Here is a 16,209-nt window from a genome sequence, read left to right on the forward strand (position 1 = left end):
GGAAGTCCGTCCTGACGGGAGCCGGGTTCCTGCCCGGGGGCCGAGGTCACTGCGCGGCCACCCAGCCCGCGTAGAAGAGACCGAGGCCGACGGCCATGCACATGCCCTGGATGATCCAGAAGCGGACGACGACCAGGACCTCGCTCCAGCCCTTGAGTTCGAAGTGGTGCTGCAGCGGTGCCATGCGGAAGACGCGCTTGCCGGTCAGGCGGAAGGAGCCGACCTGGATGACCACGGAGAGGGTGATCAGGACGAAGAGGCCGCCCAGGATCGCCAGCAGCAGCTCGGTGCGGGAGCAGATGGCCAGACCGGCCAGGGCGCCGCCGAGCGCGAGCGAGCCGGTGTCACCCATGAAGATCTTGGCCGGCGAGGTGTTCCACCACAGGAAGCCGAAACAGGCGCCCATCAGCGCCGCGGCGACGACCGCGAGGTCGAGCGGGTGCGGTACGTCGTAGCAGCCGGGCCCCGCGGTGATGACGTTGGAGCAGGACTGGCCGTACTGCCACACGCCGATGACGGTGTAGGAGGCGAAGACCATCACCGAGGCACCGGTGGCCAGGCCGTCGAGGCCGTCGGTGAGGTTCACGCCGTTCGACATCGCGAGGATCATGAACAGCGCCCAGATCACGAAGATCACCGGGCCGAGGGACCAGCCGAAGTCCTGTGTGAAGGACAGCCGGGTGGAGGCCGGGGTGACGCCGCGGGCGTCGGAGAACTGCAGCGACAGCACCGCGAAGGTGATGCCGACGATCAGCTGGCCCGCCATCTTCGCCTTGGCCCGCAGGCCCAGGCTGCGCTGCTTGACGATCTTGATGTAGTCGTCGAGGAAGCCGACGACGCCCAGTCCCGTGAAGAGGAAGAGCACCAGCACGCCGGAGATCGTCGGGCGCTCCGAGGTGATGACCTTGGTGAGCGCGTACGCGACGAGCGTGGCCAGGATGAAGGCGATGCCGCCCATGGTGGGCGTACCGCGCTTGCTGTGGTGTTCCTTGGGCCCGTCGTCGCGGATGAACTGGCCGTAGCCCTTGCGGGCCAGCAGCTTGATCAGCATCGGGGTACCGACGAGGGACAGGAACAGACCGAGAACACCGGAGACCAGGATCTGGTTCATTACTCGGCGCCCCCGCCCTCGACGCCGTCGAGCAGCGCGAGTGCGACCCGCTCCAGGCCGACCGCCCTCGATGCCTTCACCAGCACGACGTCCCCCGGACGCAGTTCACTGCGCAACAGGTCGATCGCCGCCTCAGCGTCGGACACGTGCACCGACTCCTCACCCCACGAACCCTCGTTGTAGGCGCCCATTTGCACCCAGGCGGCCGCCTGGCCGCCGACTGCCACGAGCTTGCTGACGTTGAGCCGGACGGCCAGCCGTCCGACAGCGTCGTGCTCCGCGAGGGCCTCCCCGCCGAGCTCCGCCATCTCGCCCAGCACCGCCCACGTGCGTCCCCCGCGTGCCTCGGCGGCACGGCCCATGGCCGCGAGCGCGCGCAGGGCGGCTCGCATGGATTCGGGGTTCGCGTTGTAGGCGTCGTTCACGACCGTCACGCCGTCCGGCCGTTCGACGACCTCCATGCGCCAGCGGGACAGCGTCCCCGCCTCGGAGAGCGCGGTGGCGATCTCTTCGACGGGCATGCCGAGTTCACGGGCTACGGCGGCCGCGGCAAGCGCGTTCGACACGTGGTGCTCACCGTACAGGCGCAAGGTCACTTCGCTGCACCCGGTAGGCGTTGTGAGCGTGAAGACGGCCTGACCTCGGTCGTTGAGGCGGACGTTCTCGGCGCGGACGTCTGCGTCGGCGGACTCGCCGAACAGCACGACGCGCGCCTTGGTGCGGGAAGACATGGCGCGTACGAGGGGATCGTCCGCATTGAGCACGGCGACGCCGCCGTCGGCGGCCTCCGGCAGCGCCTCGACCAGCTCGCCCTTGGCCTGGGCGATCTGCTCCCGGCCGCCGAACTCGCCGATGTGGGCGGTGCCGACGTTGAGGACCACGCCGATCCGCGGCGGGGTCAGCTCGGTGAGGTAGTGGATGTGGCCGATGCCACGGGCGCCCATCTCCAGCACCAGGTGCCGGGTGGAGGCGTCGGCGCGCAGCGCGGTCAGCGGCAGGCCGATCTCGTTGTTGAGCGAGCCGGGCGGCCACACGGTGGGCGCGAGCCGCTGCAGCAGCTGCGCGGTGAGGTCCTTGGTGCTGGTCTTGCCCGCCGATCCGGTCAGCGCCACGAGGGTCGCGCCGAGCCGTTCGATGACGTGCCTGGCCAGTGCGCCCAGGGCGACCTGGACGTCGTCCACGACGATCGCGGGCACGCCGACCGGCCGGGCGGCCAGTACGGCAACCGCTCCGGCCGCCACGGCCCGCTCCGCGTAGTCGTGACCGTCCACGTGCTCGCCCTGGAAGGCGACGAAGAGGCCGCCCGGCGTCACCTTGCGGGAGTCGATCTCCACGGACCCGGTGACGGGCACCGTCGGGTCCGGTATGTCGTACGTGCTCCCGCCGACCGCGTGTGCGACCTCGGCGAGGGTGAGTGGGATCACAGCTGGTCCTGGTCCTTCTCCTGCGCTGGCGTGCCGGCGGCCCGTTCGATGGCCGCGCGCAGCACTTCTCGGTCGTCGAAGGGGCGTACCACTCCGGCGATGTCCTGGCCCTGCTCATGGCCCTTGCCGGCCACCAGTACGGTGTCGTCCGGCCGGGCCAGGGCGACGGCGGTCGCGATGGCCGCCGCCCGGTCGGGTTCGACGACGACATGGCCCCGCTCGTGCGCGGGCACCCCGGCCGCTCCGGCCAGCATCGCGGTGAGGATCGCGAGCGGATCCTCGGAGCGGGGGTTGTCGGAGGTCAGCACGGCCGTGTCGGCCAGCCGTGCCGCGGCGGCGCCCATCGGGCCGCGTTTGGTCTCGTCGCGGTCCCCGCCGCAGCCGAGGACGATGTGCAGGTTGCCCTTGGTGACCTTGCGCAGGGCCCGCAGCACCGATTCGACGGCGTCGGTCTTGTGGGCGTAGTCGACGACCGCGAGGTACGGCTGGCCCGCGTCGACGCGCTCCAGCCGGCCCGGCACGCCCGGGACGGCGGCGACGCCCTGGGCGGCCGTCTGCGGGTCGATCCCGGCCACCGCCAGGGCAACGATCGCGGCGAGGGCGTTGGCGACGTTGAAGGGGCCGGGAAGGGGCGAGGCGGCCTCGATGCACACGCCGCCCGGGCCGACGACGGTGAAGGTGGAGCGCAGCGGCCCGGTCACGACGTGCTCGGCGCGCCAGTCGGCGTCGGGGTGGCCGTCGGCGGAGAAGGTGGTGACCGGCACCTGCGACTCGCGGACCAGGCGGCGGCCGTACTCGTCGTCGATGTTGACCACGCCGGCCTTGCTGCGGCGCGGGGTGAACAACTGCGCCTTGGCCTGGAAGTAGTCCTCCATGCCCGAGTGGAACTCCATGTGCTCGGGGCTGAGGTTGTTGAAGACGGCGACGTCGAAGACCGCCCCGTCCACCCGTCCCAGCACCAGGGCGTGGCTGGAGACCTCCATGACCAGGGACTCGATCCCGCGCTCGCGCATCACCGCGAAGAGTGCCTGCAGGTCCGTGGCCTCGGGGGTGGTGCGCTCGCTCTTGATCCGCTCGTCGCCGATCCGGGACTCGACCGTGCCGATCAGTCCCGTCCCGCCGCCGTGCACCGCCCGCAGGCCGCCCTCGATGAGGTAGGCGGTGGTGGTCTTGCCGGAGGTGCCGGTGATCCCGATCTGCAGCAGGTCCTCACCCGGCCGGCCGTAGATCTCGGCGGCCAGTTCGCCCATCCGCGACCGGGGGTCCTCGACCGTCAGCACCGGCAGGCCGGTCGCCGCCGCGCGCTCGGCGCCCGCCGGGTCGGTGAGGATCGCCGCGGCCCCCAGTTCGGCCGCCTGCGGGGCGAAGTCGGCACCGTGGAAGCGGGCACCGGGCAGCGCGGCGTACAGGTCGCCGGGGCGGACGGCCCGCGAGTCGTGCGTGATCCCGGTGACCGGGGCGGCGCCCGGCGCGGGCGGTTCCGCGCCCAGCCGCGCGGCCAGTTCCGCGGTCGGTACGGGCCGGACCCGGGTGGGGCGGGGCGCGCCCGGCTGCGTCGGTTCGGGGCGGGGGGACTGATCAGCGTGTGACACGGCCGTGAGAGTACCCGCCGCGCCGGGCTCCGGGCCAAAAGCCCCTCGCCGGGCTTCCGGCCTGCTGCTTCCTCCGGTACGGTCCGCGTGCGCGGGGCTACCGCCCGTACCTTCCGCTGTGGGGTCGTGTCCGTTCACGGCCGCCGTTCCTTCCTCCCCTGCTCGCCGGTCACGGCTTCGAGGGGTCCCACTCGACCGGCAGGTTCGGGGCCTTGGTTCCGCTGGGCGCCGCCTGCAGGGACTTCAGGGCGAACTCCATGACCCGCTTGAACACCGGGCCGCAGATCTGACCACCGAAATAACTGCCGCGGGTCGGGTTCTGGATCACGCAGGACACGGTCAGCCGCGGGTCGTCGGCGGGGGCGAATCCCATGAACGAGGCCGTGTAGCCGCTGTAGGTGCCCGTTTCCGGGTCCACCCGGTTGGCCGTGCCGGTCTTGCCCGCGACGCGGTACCCCGCGATGCGGGCCTTGGTGCCGGTGCCCTGCTCGTCGCCGACCACGGACTCCAGCATGGTGGTGAGCGTCTTGGCGGTCTTCGCGCTGACCACCCGGGTCCGCGGCGCCTGCGGGGACGGGACGAAGCGGCCGTCCGGGCCGGTCGTGCCGCGCACCAGGCTGGGCTCGACCCGTACACCGCCGTTGGCGATCGTCGAGTAGACCGAGGTGGCCTGCAGCGCGTTCAGCGACAGGCCCTGCCCGAAGGGGATGGTGTACTGCTGGGACGCGTTCCACTGGTCCGGCCTCGCCAGGATGCCGGGCGTCTCGCCGGGGAAACCGACCCCCGTGGGCCGCCCGATGCCGAATTTCCTCAGGTACGAGTAGAGGACGCGGTTGGCCTGCTTCTGGTTCTTGCCGAGTTGCTCGGCGGCCAGGATCGTGCCGATGTTGCTGGACTTGGCCAGCACGCCGTTCAGGGTCAGGTGCCAGGTGCCGTGGTCCACGTCGTCGTGGAAGACGCGGTCGGCGCGCGGCAGGGTGCCGGGCACCGTGACGTGGGTGTCCGGGGTGGCCACGCCCTCGTCGAGGACCGCGGCCATGGACATCAGCTTGCTGACGCTGCCGGGCTCGTACGCGTCCTGCAGCGCGGCGTTGCCGAGGGCGGTGGGGTCGGCCCGGGTCAGGTCGTTGGGGTCAAAGCCGGGGGCGTTGGCCATGGCCAGTACCTGCCCGGTGCGGGTGTCCTGGACGATCACGTAGCCGCGGTCGGCGTCGGACGCCCTCACCTGCTGGGTGATCGCCCGCTGGGCGGCCCACTGGATGTCCCGGTCCAGGGTCAGCTCCACGTCGGTGCCGGGCTCGGCGGCGCGCTCCTGCACGCTGGCCGTGGGCACCCGGCGGCCGCCGGACTGGGCGTAGGTGACGGTGCCGTCCTTGCCCGCCAGTGCCTTGTCCAGACGGCTCTCCAGGCCGCCGCCGCCCGCGCCGGAGGCGTTCACCCAGCCGATCACGCCCGCCGCGAGGTCACTCGCGGGGTAGACGCGCTTGGCGTGCCGAAGCCGGAAGACCCCGGCGAGGTAGTTGACGCCGTCGCCCTTCTCGGCCCGGTCGGCGAGCGCGCTCTGCAGGTCCTTGATCTGGTTCCAGACCTGCGGCGACTGCTGCCGGGCGATGATCTCGTTGCGGGACCCCGGGTAGTTGGCGAGCTGCCTGGCGATCTTCTTCTGGTCGCCGTCGACGATCGGCGCGAGCAGTTCGGCGGCGCGCGCCGGGGCGTCCTTGGCCTTCGCGTACTCGGGGGTGAAGAGCATCGGGTCGGCCGTGATGTCGTACGCGTCGACGGTGGTGGCCAGGTCGACCCCGTTGCGGTCGGTGATCGTCCCGCGCTCGGCGGCGAGGGTCACCTTGACGTTGCGGTTGACCTCGGCCTTGGCGGCGTAGGTCGCGGCGTCCACGGCCTGCACCTGGAAGAGCCGGATCACGAAGGTGAGCATCACCAGCGTCAGCGCGAAGCTGACCAGCCGCAGGCGCGGCCGTGGCCGGCCCAGCCGCAGCAGCGGCGCACCGGCCGGCGTGACCGGGCGCGGGGGCCTGCGCCGCGGCGGTACGGCCCCGCGGCCGGCCCGGTCCCGGGCGCCCCTGGCGTCGCGTCCGCCGGCGGCCGGCCTGCGGGCCCCGGGGGTGCGTCCGTGCGGCACGCCGGAGGTGCCGGCGCTGCCGGACGTACCGGACGTACCGGACGCGCCGGACGCGCCGGATCCCTCGCGGCGGGGGGTGGGCCTGCGGGCCCGCGGGTCACGGCCCGTCTCGCGGGCGGTCCGGCCGCCGTCGTCACGTGGCCGCGCGCCGCGTGCGGCGGGCTGGCGTGGCCCCGCCTGCTGCCCGGGTGCGGTCCTGCGGCGGGGTTCGCCGGGCTCGCCGCCGCGTGCGGGCGTTCCGGCGTCGCCGTCGCGTCCCCGGGGCACCTGCCGGCGCCGGGGGGCTGCCCCGCCGCCGTCACCGCGGCCGCCACGGCCCCGGGCGTCGGGCCCCGGGCGGCCGGCGCCGTTCTCCCGGTCGGCCCGGTCGCGCCGTTCGCCCCGCTCACCGCGGTCGCCCCGCTCGCGCGGCGGCTCCCCGTCGCGGGTCACCACGCCCCGGCACCTTCCCGGCCGGCCGGACGGGCGGATCGGGGCGGGTGGAGGGCACGGGGCCCCGGAGCAGCGGTCACGGGGTCTCCTTGGGGCTCGCGCTGGGCTTGGCGGAGGCGGACGGCGTCGGGCCCAGGGAGGCGGCCGCGGAGCCGCTGGGCGCGACGGTGGCGGGCGCCGTGCTCGGGCTGGGGGCCGGCACGTACGGCGCGGCCCCGGGGCGGCCCAGGACGGTGCCGTCGGGGGCGAGGAAGGCCGGGTTGCCGCCGGGGACCATGCCCAGGTCGCGGGCCTGCTCGTCCAGCGCGTCCGGCGCCGAGTACTGGTCGACCTCCTGCTGCAGCGCCTGCTCCTCGTCGGTGTACTGGGTGGTCTTCTTCTGCAGCTCGCTGAGCTTGAAGGAGTCCCGGTTCACCGCCGAGTTGAGCAGCAGCAGGGTGATCAGGCCGCCGCCCAGCAGCAGCACGATCAGCAGGACGAAGGGCGAGCGCGCCGCCGAGCTGCGCCGCCTCACGCCAGGGCCTCGCGGATCCGCTGGGCGCCGCGCAGCCGCGCCGGGGCGGCCCGGCGGTTGGCGGCGATCTCGTCCTCCGTGGGCAGCTCGGCGCCGCGGGTGAGCAGCTTCAGCCGCGGCTGGTACTGCTCCGGCACCACGGGCAGCCCGGGCGGCGCCGTGATGGCCGCGCCGGCGGCGAGGACGCCCTTGACGAGGCGGTCCTCCAGGGAGTGGTAGGACAGCACGACGATCCGGCCGCCCACGGCGAGCGTGGCGACGGCCGCGGGGATGGCGCGCTCCAGCACCGTCAGCTCCCCGTTGACCTCGATGCGCAGCGCCTGGAAGGTGCGCTTGGCCGGGTTGCCCCCGGTCCGCTTGGCGGCCTGCGGCAGCGCCTCGCGGATCAGCTCGACCAGTCGGGCGCTGGTGGTGAAGGGCTCGCGTGCCCGCTCGCGGACGACCGCCTCCACGATCTTGCGGGCGAACTTCTCCTCGCCGTAGTCACGCAGCACCCGCACCAGCTCGCCCGGCGGGTAGGTGTTGAGGACCTCGGCGGCGCTGATGCCCGCGGTCTGGTTCATGCGCATGTCCAGCGGCGCGTCCTGGGCGTAGGCGAAGCCGCGGTCGGCCTCGTCCAGCTGCATGGAGGAGACGCCCAGGTCGAACAGGACGCCCTGCACCCTGGGGACGCCGAGCCGCTGCAGCACCTCGGGGATCTCGTCGTAGACGGCGTGCACGAGGGTGGCCCGGTCGCCGTAGGGGGCGAGCCGCTCACCGGCGAGCTTGAGCGCGGCGGGGTCGCGGTCGACGGCGACCAGCCGGACCTCGGGGAACCGCCGCAGCAGTGCCTCGCTGTGCCCGCCGAGGCCGAGGGTGGCGTCCACGACCACGGCGCCCGGCGCTTCGACGGCGGGCGCCAGCATGTCCAGGCAGCGGTCCAGCATGACCGGGACGTGGCGTGGCTCGGACGGGGTGGTGCTCATGAAGCCCTTCTCATCTGCTCGCGGGGACGTACCACTGGGTCCCCGCCCGCTCGTGGGCGGCCTTCTGGCACCGGGGAAGGAGTGCCAGCGGACCGGGGAGCGGGAGGAGGCCGAGCGTCACGTACTCGTACGTGAGCCATCAGGCTACGGGCGAGGTCACAGTAAGCTGGGAGGCACCTCCTGGGACAACGCCGAAAAGGCGTCTTCCTGACCCGCCAGATAGTCCTCCCAGGCCGCCGCGTCCCACACCTCGACCCGGGTGTTGGCGCCGATCACCGCGCAGTCGCGGCGCAGTCCGGCGTAGTCGCGCAGGGGCTGCGGGAGGGTGACGCGGCCCTGCTTGTCGGGGACCTCGTCATGGGCGCCGGCGAAGAGCACGCGCATGTAGTCGCGTGCCGCCCTGGAGGTGAGGGGGGCGCTGCGCAGCTCCTCGGTGAGGGCCCGGAAGCCTTCGACCGGCCATACGTACAGGCAGCGCTCCTGGCCCTTGGTGATGACCAGGCCGTCCGCGAACTGGTCGCGGAACTTCGCGGGGAGGACGAGCCGGCTCTTGTCGTCCAGCCGTGGCGCGTACGTCCCGAGGAACATCCGCACCTCCCGCACCAGGTTGGTCGACCCACTTCGCGCCACTTTACTCCACCGGCCCCCACGGTCAACGAGGAGCCTGCCCTGGCACGGGCGCCCTCGTGGGCGTCCGCGCCCGAATCACCCGCACGGGCGAGCGCGCGCGACGCCTGTGGGTTACCTCACAGTGCACCGGTTTGACCGAGATTTGCCGGACCCCACAGCAGGTCGGAAAGGACCGCGCCCTCTACGGTCGTGTCATGTCGATAAACGCGCATGAGTCCGCGGTTCCCGCCGGCACCGGCACGGCATCCGTCACCGACCGGCTGGTCGAGGCGAACCGGCGCTACGCGGAGCAGTTCCGCGACCCCGGCATGGACGCCCGCCCCGTTCTGCAGGTGGCCGTGGTCGCCTGCATGGACGCCCGCCTCGACCTGCACAAGGCGCTGGGCCTGGAGCTCGGCGACTGCCACACCATCCGCAACGCCGGCGGCGTGGTCACCGACGACACCATCCGCTCGCTGACCATCAGCCAGCGCGCCCTGGGCACCCGCTCGGTCGTGCTGATCCACCACACCGGCTGCGGCCTGGAGTCGCTGACCGAGGAGTTCCGCACGGAGCTGGAGGAGGAGGTGGGCCAGCGTCCGACCTGGGCGGTGGAGTCCTTCCGTGACGTCGACCAGGACGTGCGGCAGTCGATGCAGCGGGTCCGGACGTCCCCCTTCCTGACCCACACGGGCGATGTGCGGGGGTTTGTGTTCGACGTGCACACCGGCCTGCTGCGCGAAATCACAAACGAGTAACGGAAGCGGAGTGACGCGGAGCATAGTTGAAGGGGAGAATGCTTCGTGTAACGGGGAGGGCCGGTCCAGGGATGACCGTGTCCCCAGGAACGGGCCGAGGAGAACCGGGTGACGACCTATGACGCGCGAGCGAGCCTCAGCGATCTGACTGCCACGGCGGACCGCGTACGCCGGTCGGTGGAGAACGTGATCGAGGGCAAGCCCGAGGTCGTACGGACTGCGCTGACGGTGCTGCTCGCCGAGGGACATCTGCTCATCGAGGATGTCCCCGGCGTCGGCAAGACGATGCTTTCCAAGGCGCTGGCCCGGTCGATCGACTGCTCGGTCCGGCGCATCCAGTTCACGCCGGACCTCCTGCCGTCGGACATCACCGGGGTCAGCGTCTTCGACCAGCAGCGCCGCGACTTCGAGTTCAAGCCGGGCGCGATCTTCGCGCAGATCGTCGTCGGCGACGAGATCAACCGCGCGTCGCCCAAGACGCAGTCGGCGCTGCTGGAGTCGATGGAGGAGCGGCAGGTCACCATCGACGGCAGCACCTACCCGCTGCCGAGCCCCTTCATGGTCATCGCCACCCAGAACCCGGTGGAGATGGAGGGGACGTATCCCCTGCCCGAGGCGCAGCGGGACCGCTTCATGGCCCGGGTCTCCATCGGCTACCCCAGCATGGAGGCCGAGCTGGAGATGCTCGACGTGCACGCGGGCGTCAGCCCGCTGGACGACCTGCAGCCGGTCGCCCACGCGCACGAGATCGTCAAACTCGTCGACGCGGTACGGACGGTGCACGTGTCCCCGGCCGTACGGCACTACGCGGTGAGCCTGGTCTCGGCCACCCGGGACCACCCGGACCTGAGACTCGGCGCCTCCCCCCGCGCCACACTGCACCTGGTGCGCGCCGCCCGCGCCGCGGCGGCCCTGGACGGCCGGGACTACGTGCTCCCCGACGACGTCCAGACGCTGGCCGGCGCCGTGCTGGCGCACCGTCTGCTGCCGACCGCACAGGCCCAGTTGAACCGGCGCACCCCGGAGCAGGTCGTCGCGGAGATCGTGCAGCGCACGCCGGTCCCCGACCCGTACGGCAGCCGGTGACCCGGACGACGGACGGGGACGCTGGAGGTGCCGCGTGACCGAGCGTGAAAGCGGCTTCCGGGCCGCCCTGGGCGGCCTCACCACGCGGGGCCGCTCGTTCCTCGCCGCGGGGATCGCGGCGGCCGTCTGCGCCTACGTCCTGGGGCAGCCGGACCTGCTGCGGGTCGGCCTGCTGCTGGCCGTGCTGCCGCTGGTCTGCGTGGCCGTGCTCCACCGCACGCGCTACCGCGTCGCCGGCAGCCGCCGGCTGTCGCCGTCGCGCGTGCCGGCGATGTCCGAGGCGCGGGTGCACCTGCGGGTGGACAACGTGTCGCGGCTGCCCACCGGCCTGCTGATGCTCCAGGACCGGGTGCCGTACGTGCTGGGGCCCCGGCCCCGCTTCATCCTGGACCGGGTGGAGCCCGGCGGCCACCGCGAGGTGTCCTACCGGGTCCGCTCCGACCTGCGCGGACGCTACCCGCTGGGGCCGCTGCAGCTGCGGCTGACCGACCCCTTCGGCATGTGCGAGCTGACCCGTTCCTTCAGCGCGTACGACACCCTGACCGTGGTGCCCCGCGTGGAGCCGCTGCCGCCGGTCAAGCTCAAGGGCGACTCCTCCGGCTACGGGGAGAGCCGCACCCGCGCGCTGACCCTGGCGGGCGAGGACGACGTGATCCCGCGCGGCTACCGCCACGGCGACGACCTGCGCCGGGTGCACTGGCGCTCGACCGCCAAGTACGGCGAGCTCATGGTGCGCCGCGAGGAGCAGCCGCACCGCGCCCGGTGCACGGTGCTGCTGGACACCCGGGCCGTGGCGTACTTCGGCGCCGGCCCGGACTCGGCCTTCGAGTGGGTGGTGTCCGGGGCGGCCTCGGTGGCGATGCACATGCTGGAGCGCGGCTACTCCGTACGGCTGCTCACCGACACCGGCAGCACGGTGCCCGGGAACGACGGCTTCGGCGGCACCGACTCCTCCGACGCGGCCGGCACCCTGCTGGACACCCTGGCGGTGGTCGACCACTCGGACGGCGCCGGGCTCTCCCGTGCGCTGGACGTGCTGCGCACGGGCAGCGAGGGCCTGCTGGTGGCGTTCTTCGGGGACCTCGACGAGGAGCAGGCGGCGATGGCGGGGCGGATGAGGCAGCGGGCGGGGGCCGCCGTCGCCTTCGTCCTGGACAGCGCCGCCTGGGGGGCGCTGGACGAGGACGGGACGGGACGGCCCGAGGCGCCGCGGACGGGCACGGACGCGGACGCGCCGGAGGACGGCTCGGCCCGGGCCGTGCGGATGCTGCACGAGGCGGGCTGGACGGTGCTCCCGGCCACCGCCGGCGACGGGCTGCCCGACCTGTGGCAGCGCGCCGACCGGTACCGGTCGCGTGAGGAGGCGGGGACGCGATGATGAGCGGACGAGGACGGCTCGCGGTCTGCGCGGCGGCGGCGACGCTGATGACCGCCTGCTCGCTGCTGCCGCTGGCGACGCCGAACTCGTGGATCCTGCAGGCCGCCTTCCTGGTGGCGCTGCAGACCGGGGTGGGCGCGCTGGCCCGGCGGGTGCCGCTGGCCCGCCCGCTGACCGTGCTGGCGCAGGCGGTGGTCACGCTGCTGGTGCTCACCTTGATGTTCGCCGGCGAACAGGCCCTGCTCGGGTTCCTGCCGGGGCCCGCGGCGTACACCCAGTTCGGCAACCTGCTGACGGCCGCGATGCAGGACGTGACCCAGTTCGCCATCCCGGCGCCGGTCACCCCGGGCATCCGGCTGCTGCTGCTCGGCGGCGTGCTGCTGATCGGGCTGACCGTGGACGCACTGGCGGTGACCTACGGCAGCGCGGCCCCGGCCGGGCTGCCGCTACTGGCCCTGTACTCGATCGCGGCGGGGCTGGCCGGGGGCGACGGCACCCGCTGGCCGTACTTCCTGCTGGCGGCCGTCGGTTACCTGCTGCTCCTGCTGGCCGAGGGCCGGGACCGGATCTCGCGCTGGGGCCGGGTCTTCGGCGGCGTCGGGTCCGGGGCGCGCGCCGGGTACGGAGGACCGACCGGGGCGGTGGCCCCGGTGCGGACCGGGCGCCGCATAGGGGCGATGGCGCTCGGCATCGCCCTGGTGGCGCCGGCCGCGCTGCCCTCGATGGGCGTCGGACTGCTGCCGACGGGGGGCTCGGGCACGGGCAACGGACGCGGCGGCGGCACGATCTCCGCGGTCAACCCCGTGGTCGCGCTCCAGGACAACCTCAACCAGCCCGACGACCGCGTCGTGCTCCGGTACCGGACGAACGCCGTCTCCAACGCGGACATGTACCTGCGGATCGTGGCTCTCGACCGCTTCACCGGTGACAAGTGGGAGCCCGCGCAGCGCTCCCTCACCGGCGTGCCCAAGGTGCTGCCCAGCCCCCAGGGGCTCGGTCCCGACGTGAAGGCCACCGAGGTCGCCACCTCGGTCGCGGCGGACAAGAGCTACGTCCAGATGTGGCTGCCGCTGCCGTACCCGGCCACCCAGGTGCAGGTCGACGGGCGCTGGCGCTTCGAGCCCACGGGCCGCACCATCATCGGCGACCGGGGCCAGACCACCTCGGACACCCGTTACCAGGTCAGCAGCCTGGCGCTGGAGCCGACCGCGGAGCAGCTGGCGAGCGCGCCGCCTGCGGACGCCCGGCTGCGGGCCGAGTACACGAAGGTGCCGGACTCGCTGCCCCCCGTGGTGGCGCAGACGGCCCTGGAGGTCACCAAGGACGCCACCAACGACTACGAGCGGGCCCTCGCGCTGCAGCGGTGGTTCACCTCGGGCGCCTTCTCGTACGACACCTCGGTGCGCTCCGGCACCGGTGTGCAGGCCATCACCCGCTTCCTGCGCAACAAGGAAGGGTTCTGCATCCACTTCGCCTTCACGATGGCGGCGATGGCGCGGACCCTGGGCATCCCCGCGCGGGTGGCGGTCGGCTTCACGCCCGGCACCTCGGAGTCGGACGGTGCGTACGCGGTGGGGCTGAAGGACGCGCACGCCTGGCCCGAGGTGTACTTCGAGGGCGTCGGCTGGACGCGGTTCGAGCCCACGCCGACCCGCGGCACCCTGCCGGGCTACACCCAGGAGGCGGCCACCTCCGACTCCGGGCCCACGGCGCCCGACACCCCCGAGCAGTCCGCGGGGGCCGGTGCCAGCACCGGCCCGACCGTCTCCCCGTCCTGCCTGGGCAAGGACGCCCAGCTCGGCAACTGCGACCCCCTGGGGCAGGCCTCGGGCGTCGGCACGCAGGACGAGCGGCTGTGGCCGCGGATCGTCACGTGGACGCTGCGCGTCCTCGCCTGGGCCGTGGTGCCGCTGGTGGTCCTGGTCCTGCTGCTGCCGCTGCTCTGGCGGCGCAGGCAGCGTTCCCAGCGGCTGCGCGGCGGCGGCCAGGACCCGGCGGCCCTGGCGGCGTGGCTGGAGCTCACCGGGCGCGCCCCGGGCACGGCGGGAGCCGACGGGCAGGGGCAGGGCGGGTCATCACAGGGCCTGACCGCCGGCGAGCTGGACGCCATGGGCGCCCGGGACGGTGCCCGGACCCTGGCGGCCTGGCTGGAGCTGATCGACACCGCCTGGGACTACGGTCTGCGGCCCGACGAGTCCGAGACCCCGCGCCGGGTCGCGGCGCGCCTCGTCCGCGACGGCGGCCTGGAAGGGTCCTCGGCGGAGGCGGCGCAGCGTCTGGCGACCTCGGTGGAGCAGGCCCTGTTCTCTCCGCGACCGCCGACCACCACGGGCTCCGCGAAGGACGTCCAGCTGGTGCGCGAGGGGCTGCGCAGGAACGCGGACTTCATGACGCGGATCCGTGCCGTGCTGCTGCCGCGTTCCACGGTCCGGGTCGTCTGGCGGTCCGCGGAGCGCTGGTCGGCGGCCTCGGCCCGCTTCTCGGCCAGGCTGCGCGGTGCGGGCGATGCCGTGATGCGACCGCTGCGGCAGCGTCGGAGCTCCTGAGGCCCCCGGGGCCGGCCGGTCGGCCGGCCCCGGGGGTCCGGTCCCCCGAGCGGCGCGCGGCGGTACGCGGTGCCGACCTGTCGGAGGGCCGCACGCCGCACCCCGCCCGGCCCACGTGAGGACGGCATGGCGAAGGGGGCGGGGTTCCGACCGGAACCCCGCCCCCTTCGTCTTGGTCTGTGTATCAGTGGCCCTGTTCGTCGCGGCGCCGCTGCCAGCGCTCCTCGATGCGGTCCATCATCTTGCGCCGCGGCTGGTGGCGACGGCCCCGTCCGACGGCACCCTGCGGGGAGTTCCCCGCGGGAGCGGGGGCCGCACCCGGTTTGGCGGCACGGCGCCAGCCGGTGACGGCGAGAACGGCACAGCCGAGCATCACGAGGAAGCCCACGACACTGATCCAGGGCTGCTGGGCGATCATGCCGCCCATCAACAGCCCGATGCCCACCAGGAAGCCCGCCACAGCCAGGTAGACGCGCCGCCTGGTGTAGGTGCGCAGCCCGCTTCCCTCAAGCGCCGACGCGAACTTGGGATCTTCGGCGTACAGCGCTCGCTCCATCTGCTCGAGCATGCGCTGCTCGTGCTCCGAGAGCGGCACGGAGTCCTCCTCCTCGTCGGTCGCGGGGGAGCGACCGGTACGACCCTTCCAGGATAGGCAGGGAATCGCCCCCGTGAAACCCGCCCCACTACGCCAATCCGACGGGGGGTGTTTTCCCCGTCGAACGCCACGTCATGCCAGCATAAGGCCCTGAACCGGGAATCGGGGGGCGTGTGACGGACTCCTCCCGGTGGGTGACCGGAAGAGGCAGGGGGCGCCGCCCCCCGTTCCGGCTCAGCCGCGCTCGGCCAGCACGTGCAACTGGGTCGCCACGGCGTGGAACGCGGGCTGCTCGGCGGCGGCCAGTTCCAGCCTCAGCAGGGCGTCCATCGCGCCCGGTTCGGTGTCCACCAGGACGCCGGGGACGAGGTCGGCGAAGACCCTGACGCCGTGCACCGATCCGACCCGCAGCCCGGCGTCGGCGACCAGCGCGGTCAGCTCGCCCGCGGTGAAGCGGCGGGGCACCGGATCGCCCTCGCCCCAGCGGCCGTCGGGGTCGTCCAGGGTGTGCCGGGCCTCGCCGAAGTGACCGGCGAGCGCCCGGGCGAGCACGGCTCCGTGACGACTGGCGGCGAGCAGGCTGAGGGCGCCGGAGGCGCGCAGGGTGCCCGCGGCGTTGCGCACGCCCTCGGCGGGGTCGTCCACGTACTCCAGCACGCCATGGCAGAGCACGACGTCGTGGCTGCCGGCCGGCACGACGTCGAGCAATCCGTGGGCGTCGCCCTGCACCCCGCGGACGCGTTCGGTGACGCCTGCCTCCGCCGCGCGGCGTTCGAGGGCGAAGAGCGCGTCGGGACTGGGGTCGACCACGGTGACCCGGTGACCCAGACTGGCCACGGGTACCGCGAAGTTGCCGGTGCCGCCACCGGTGTCGAGCACGTCGAGGACGTCCCGTCCGGCGGCCTTGGCCTGCCGGTCCAGCGCATCGCGCAGGACCTCCCAGACCACGGCGGTACGCAGGGCTGCGCGGGGCCGCAGCGGTTCGGCCCCTCCTGGACGGGACATGCGGACGGCTCCTCGCGGACGGACGGGGCAGGGGACCGGTCGACCCGGCCTGGGACC

Annotated in this window: 13 protein-coding genes; 4 read left to right on the forward strand and 9 right to left on the reverse strand. The window is 73.5% G+C overall.

Annotation, left to right across the window (positions count from 1 at the left end; all coding sequences use genetic code 11):
- Positions 1-46: 46 nt before the first annotated feature.
- The 7 genes from mraY to mraZ form a co-directional block, all read right to left on the reverse strand.
- On the reverse strand, positions 47-1,111 hold the full coding sequence (gene mraY, locus AC1VWI_RS14230) for a phospho-N-acetylmuramoyl-pentapeptide-transferase (protein ID WP_499511361.1): 1,065 nt from the start codon (positions 1,109-1,111) through the stop codon (positions 47-49).
- Positions 1,111-2,535 carry a UDP-N-acetylmuramoyl-tripeptide--D-alanyl-D-alanine ligase gene (locus AC1VWI_RS14235; RefSeq protein ID WP_499511362.1) on the reverse strand — a complete coding sequence of 475 codons (1,425 nt, stop codon included), beginning with the start codon at positions 2,533-2,535 and terminating at the stop codon, positions 1,111-1,113. The genes mraY and AC1VWI_RS14235 overlap by 1 nt, the downstream gene beginning before the upstream one ends.
- Positions 2,532-4,127, reverse strand: coding sequence for a UDP-N-acetylmuramoyl-L-alanyl-D-glutamate--2,6-diaminopimelate ligase (locus AC1VWI_RS14240; protein ID WP_499511363.1), 1,596 nt, complete (start codon positions 4,125-4,127; stop codon positions 2,532-2,534). Before AC1VWI_RS14240 ends, AC1VWI_RS14235 begins: the two co-directional genes overlap by 4 nt.
- A gap of 169 nt (positions 4,128-4,296) precedes the next feature.
- The gene (locus AC1VWI_RS14245) at positions 4,297-6,264 is read right to left on the reverse strand and encodes a peptidoglycan D,D-transpeptidase FtsI family protein (RefSeq protein WP_499516805.1); all 1,968 of its coding nucleotides are present in this window, start codon (positions 6,262-6,264) and stop codon (positions 4,297-4,299) included.
- Between the two features lie 508 nt (positions 6,265-6,772).
- Positions 6,773-7,210: a cell division protein FtsL gene (gene ftsL / locus AC1VWI_RS14250; RefSeq protein WP_499511364.1), complete on the reverse strand. Its 438-nt coding sequence runs from the start codon at positions 7,208-7,210 to the stop codon at positions 6,773-6,775.
- Complete coding sequence (gene rsmH, locus AC1VWI_RS14255) at positions 7,207-8,175, reverse strand: 16S rRNA (cytosine(1402)-N(4))-methyltransferase RsmH (RefSeq protein ID WP_499511365.1); 969 nt, start codon at positions 8,173-8,175, stop codon at positions 7,207-7,209. The genes ftsL and rsmH overlap by 4 nt, the downstream gene beginning before the upstream one ends.
- Positions 8,176-8,331: 156 nt before the next feature.
- Positions 8,332-8,805: a division/cell wall cluster transcriptional repressor MraZ gene (gene mraZ / locus AC1VWI_RS14260; RefSeq protein ID WP_499511366.1), complete on the reverse strand. Its 474-nt coding sequence runs from the start codon at positions 8,803-8,805 to the stop codon at positions 8,332-8,334.
- A 194-nt stretch (positions 8,806-8,999) separates the two neighbouring features.
- On the opposite strand from mraZ, the gene AC1VWI_RS14265 reads away from it, so the two are divergent.
- The 4 genes from AC1VWI_RS14265 (at position 9,000) to AC1VWI_RS14280 (ending at position 14,552) form a co-directional block, all read left to right on the forward strand.
- Complete coding sequence (locus AC1VWI_RS14265) at positions 9,000-9,542, forward strand: beta-class carbonic anhydrase (RefSeq protein ID WP_499511367.1); 543 nt, start codon at positions 9,000-9,002, stop codon at positions 9,540-9,542.
- A gap of 108 nt (positions 9,543-9,650) precedes the next feature.
- Entirely contained in the window at positions 9,651-10,628 is a 978-nt protein-coding gene (locus AC1VWI_RS14270; protein ID WP_499511368.1) for an AAA family ATPase, read from the forward strand.
- Positions 10,629-10,662: 34 nt separating this feature from the next.
- Positions 10,663-12,006, forward strand: a complete 1,344-nt coding sequence (locus tag AC1VWI_RS14275; protein WP_499511369.1) for a DUF58 domain-containing protein — start codon at positions 10,663-10,665, stop codon at positions 12,004-12,006.
- Positions 12,006-14,552, forward strand: a complete 2,547-nt coding sequence (locus AC1VWI_RS14280) for a transglutaminase TgpA family protein (protein ID WP_499516806.1) — start codon at positions 12,006-12,008, stop codon at positions 14,550-14,552. The genes AC1VWI_RS14275 and AC1VWI_RS14280 overlap by 1 nt, the downstream gene beginning before the upstream one ends.
- A 184-nt stretch (positions 14,553-14,736) precedes the next feature.
- On the opposite strand, the gene AC1VWI_RS14285 is transcribed toward AC1VWI_RS14280, so the two are convergent.
- Positions 14,737-15,147: an SCO2097 family morphological protein gene (locus AC1VWI_RS14285; protein ID WP_499511370.1), complete on the reverse strand. Its 411-nt coding sequence runs from the start codon at positions 15,145-15,147 to the stop codon at positions 14,737-14,739.
- Positions 15,148-15,381: 234 nt separating this feature from the next.
- Complete coding sequence (locus AC1VWI_RS14290; RefSeq protein ID WP_499511371.1) at positions 15,382-16,152, reverse strand: methyltransferase; 771 nt, start codon at positions 16,150-16,152, stop codon at positions 15,382-15,384.
- Between the last annotated feature and the right edge of the window lie 57 nt (positions 16,153-16,209).

It is taken from the genome of Streptomyces sp. TOM-9 (assembly GCF_056858595.1).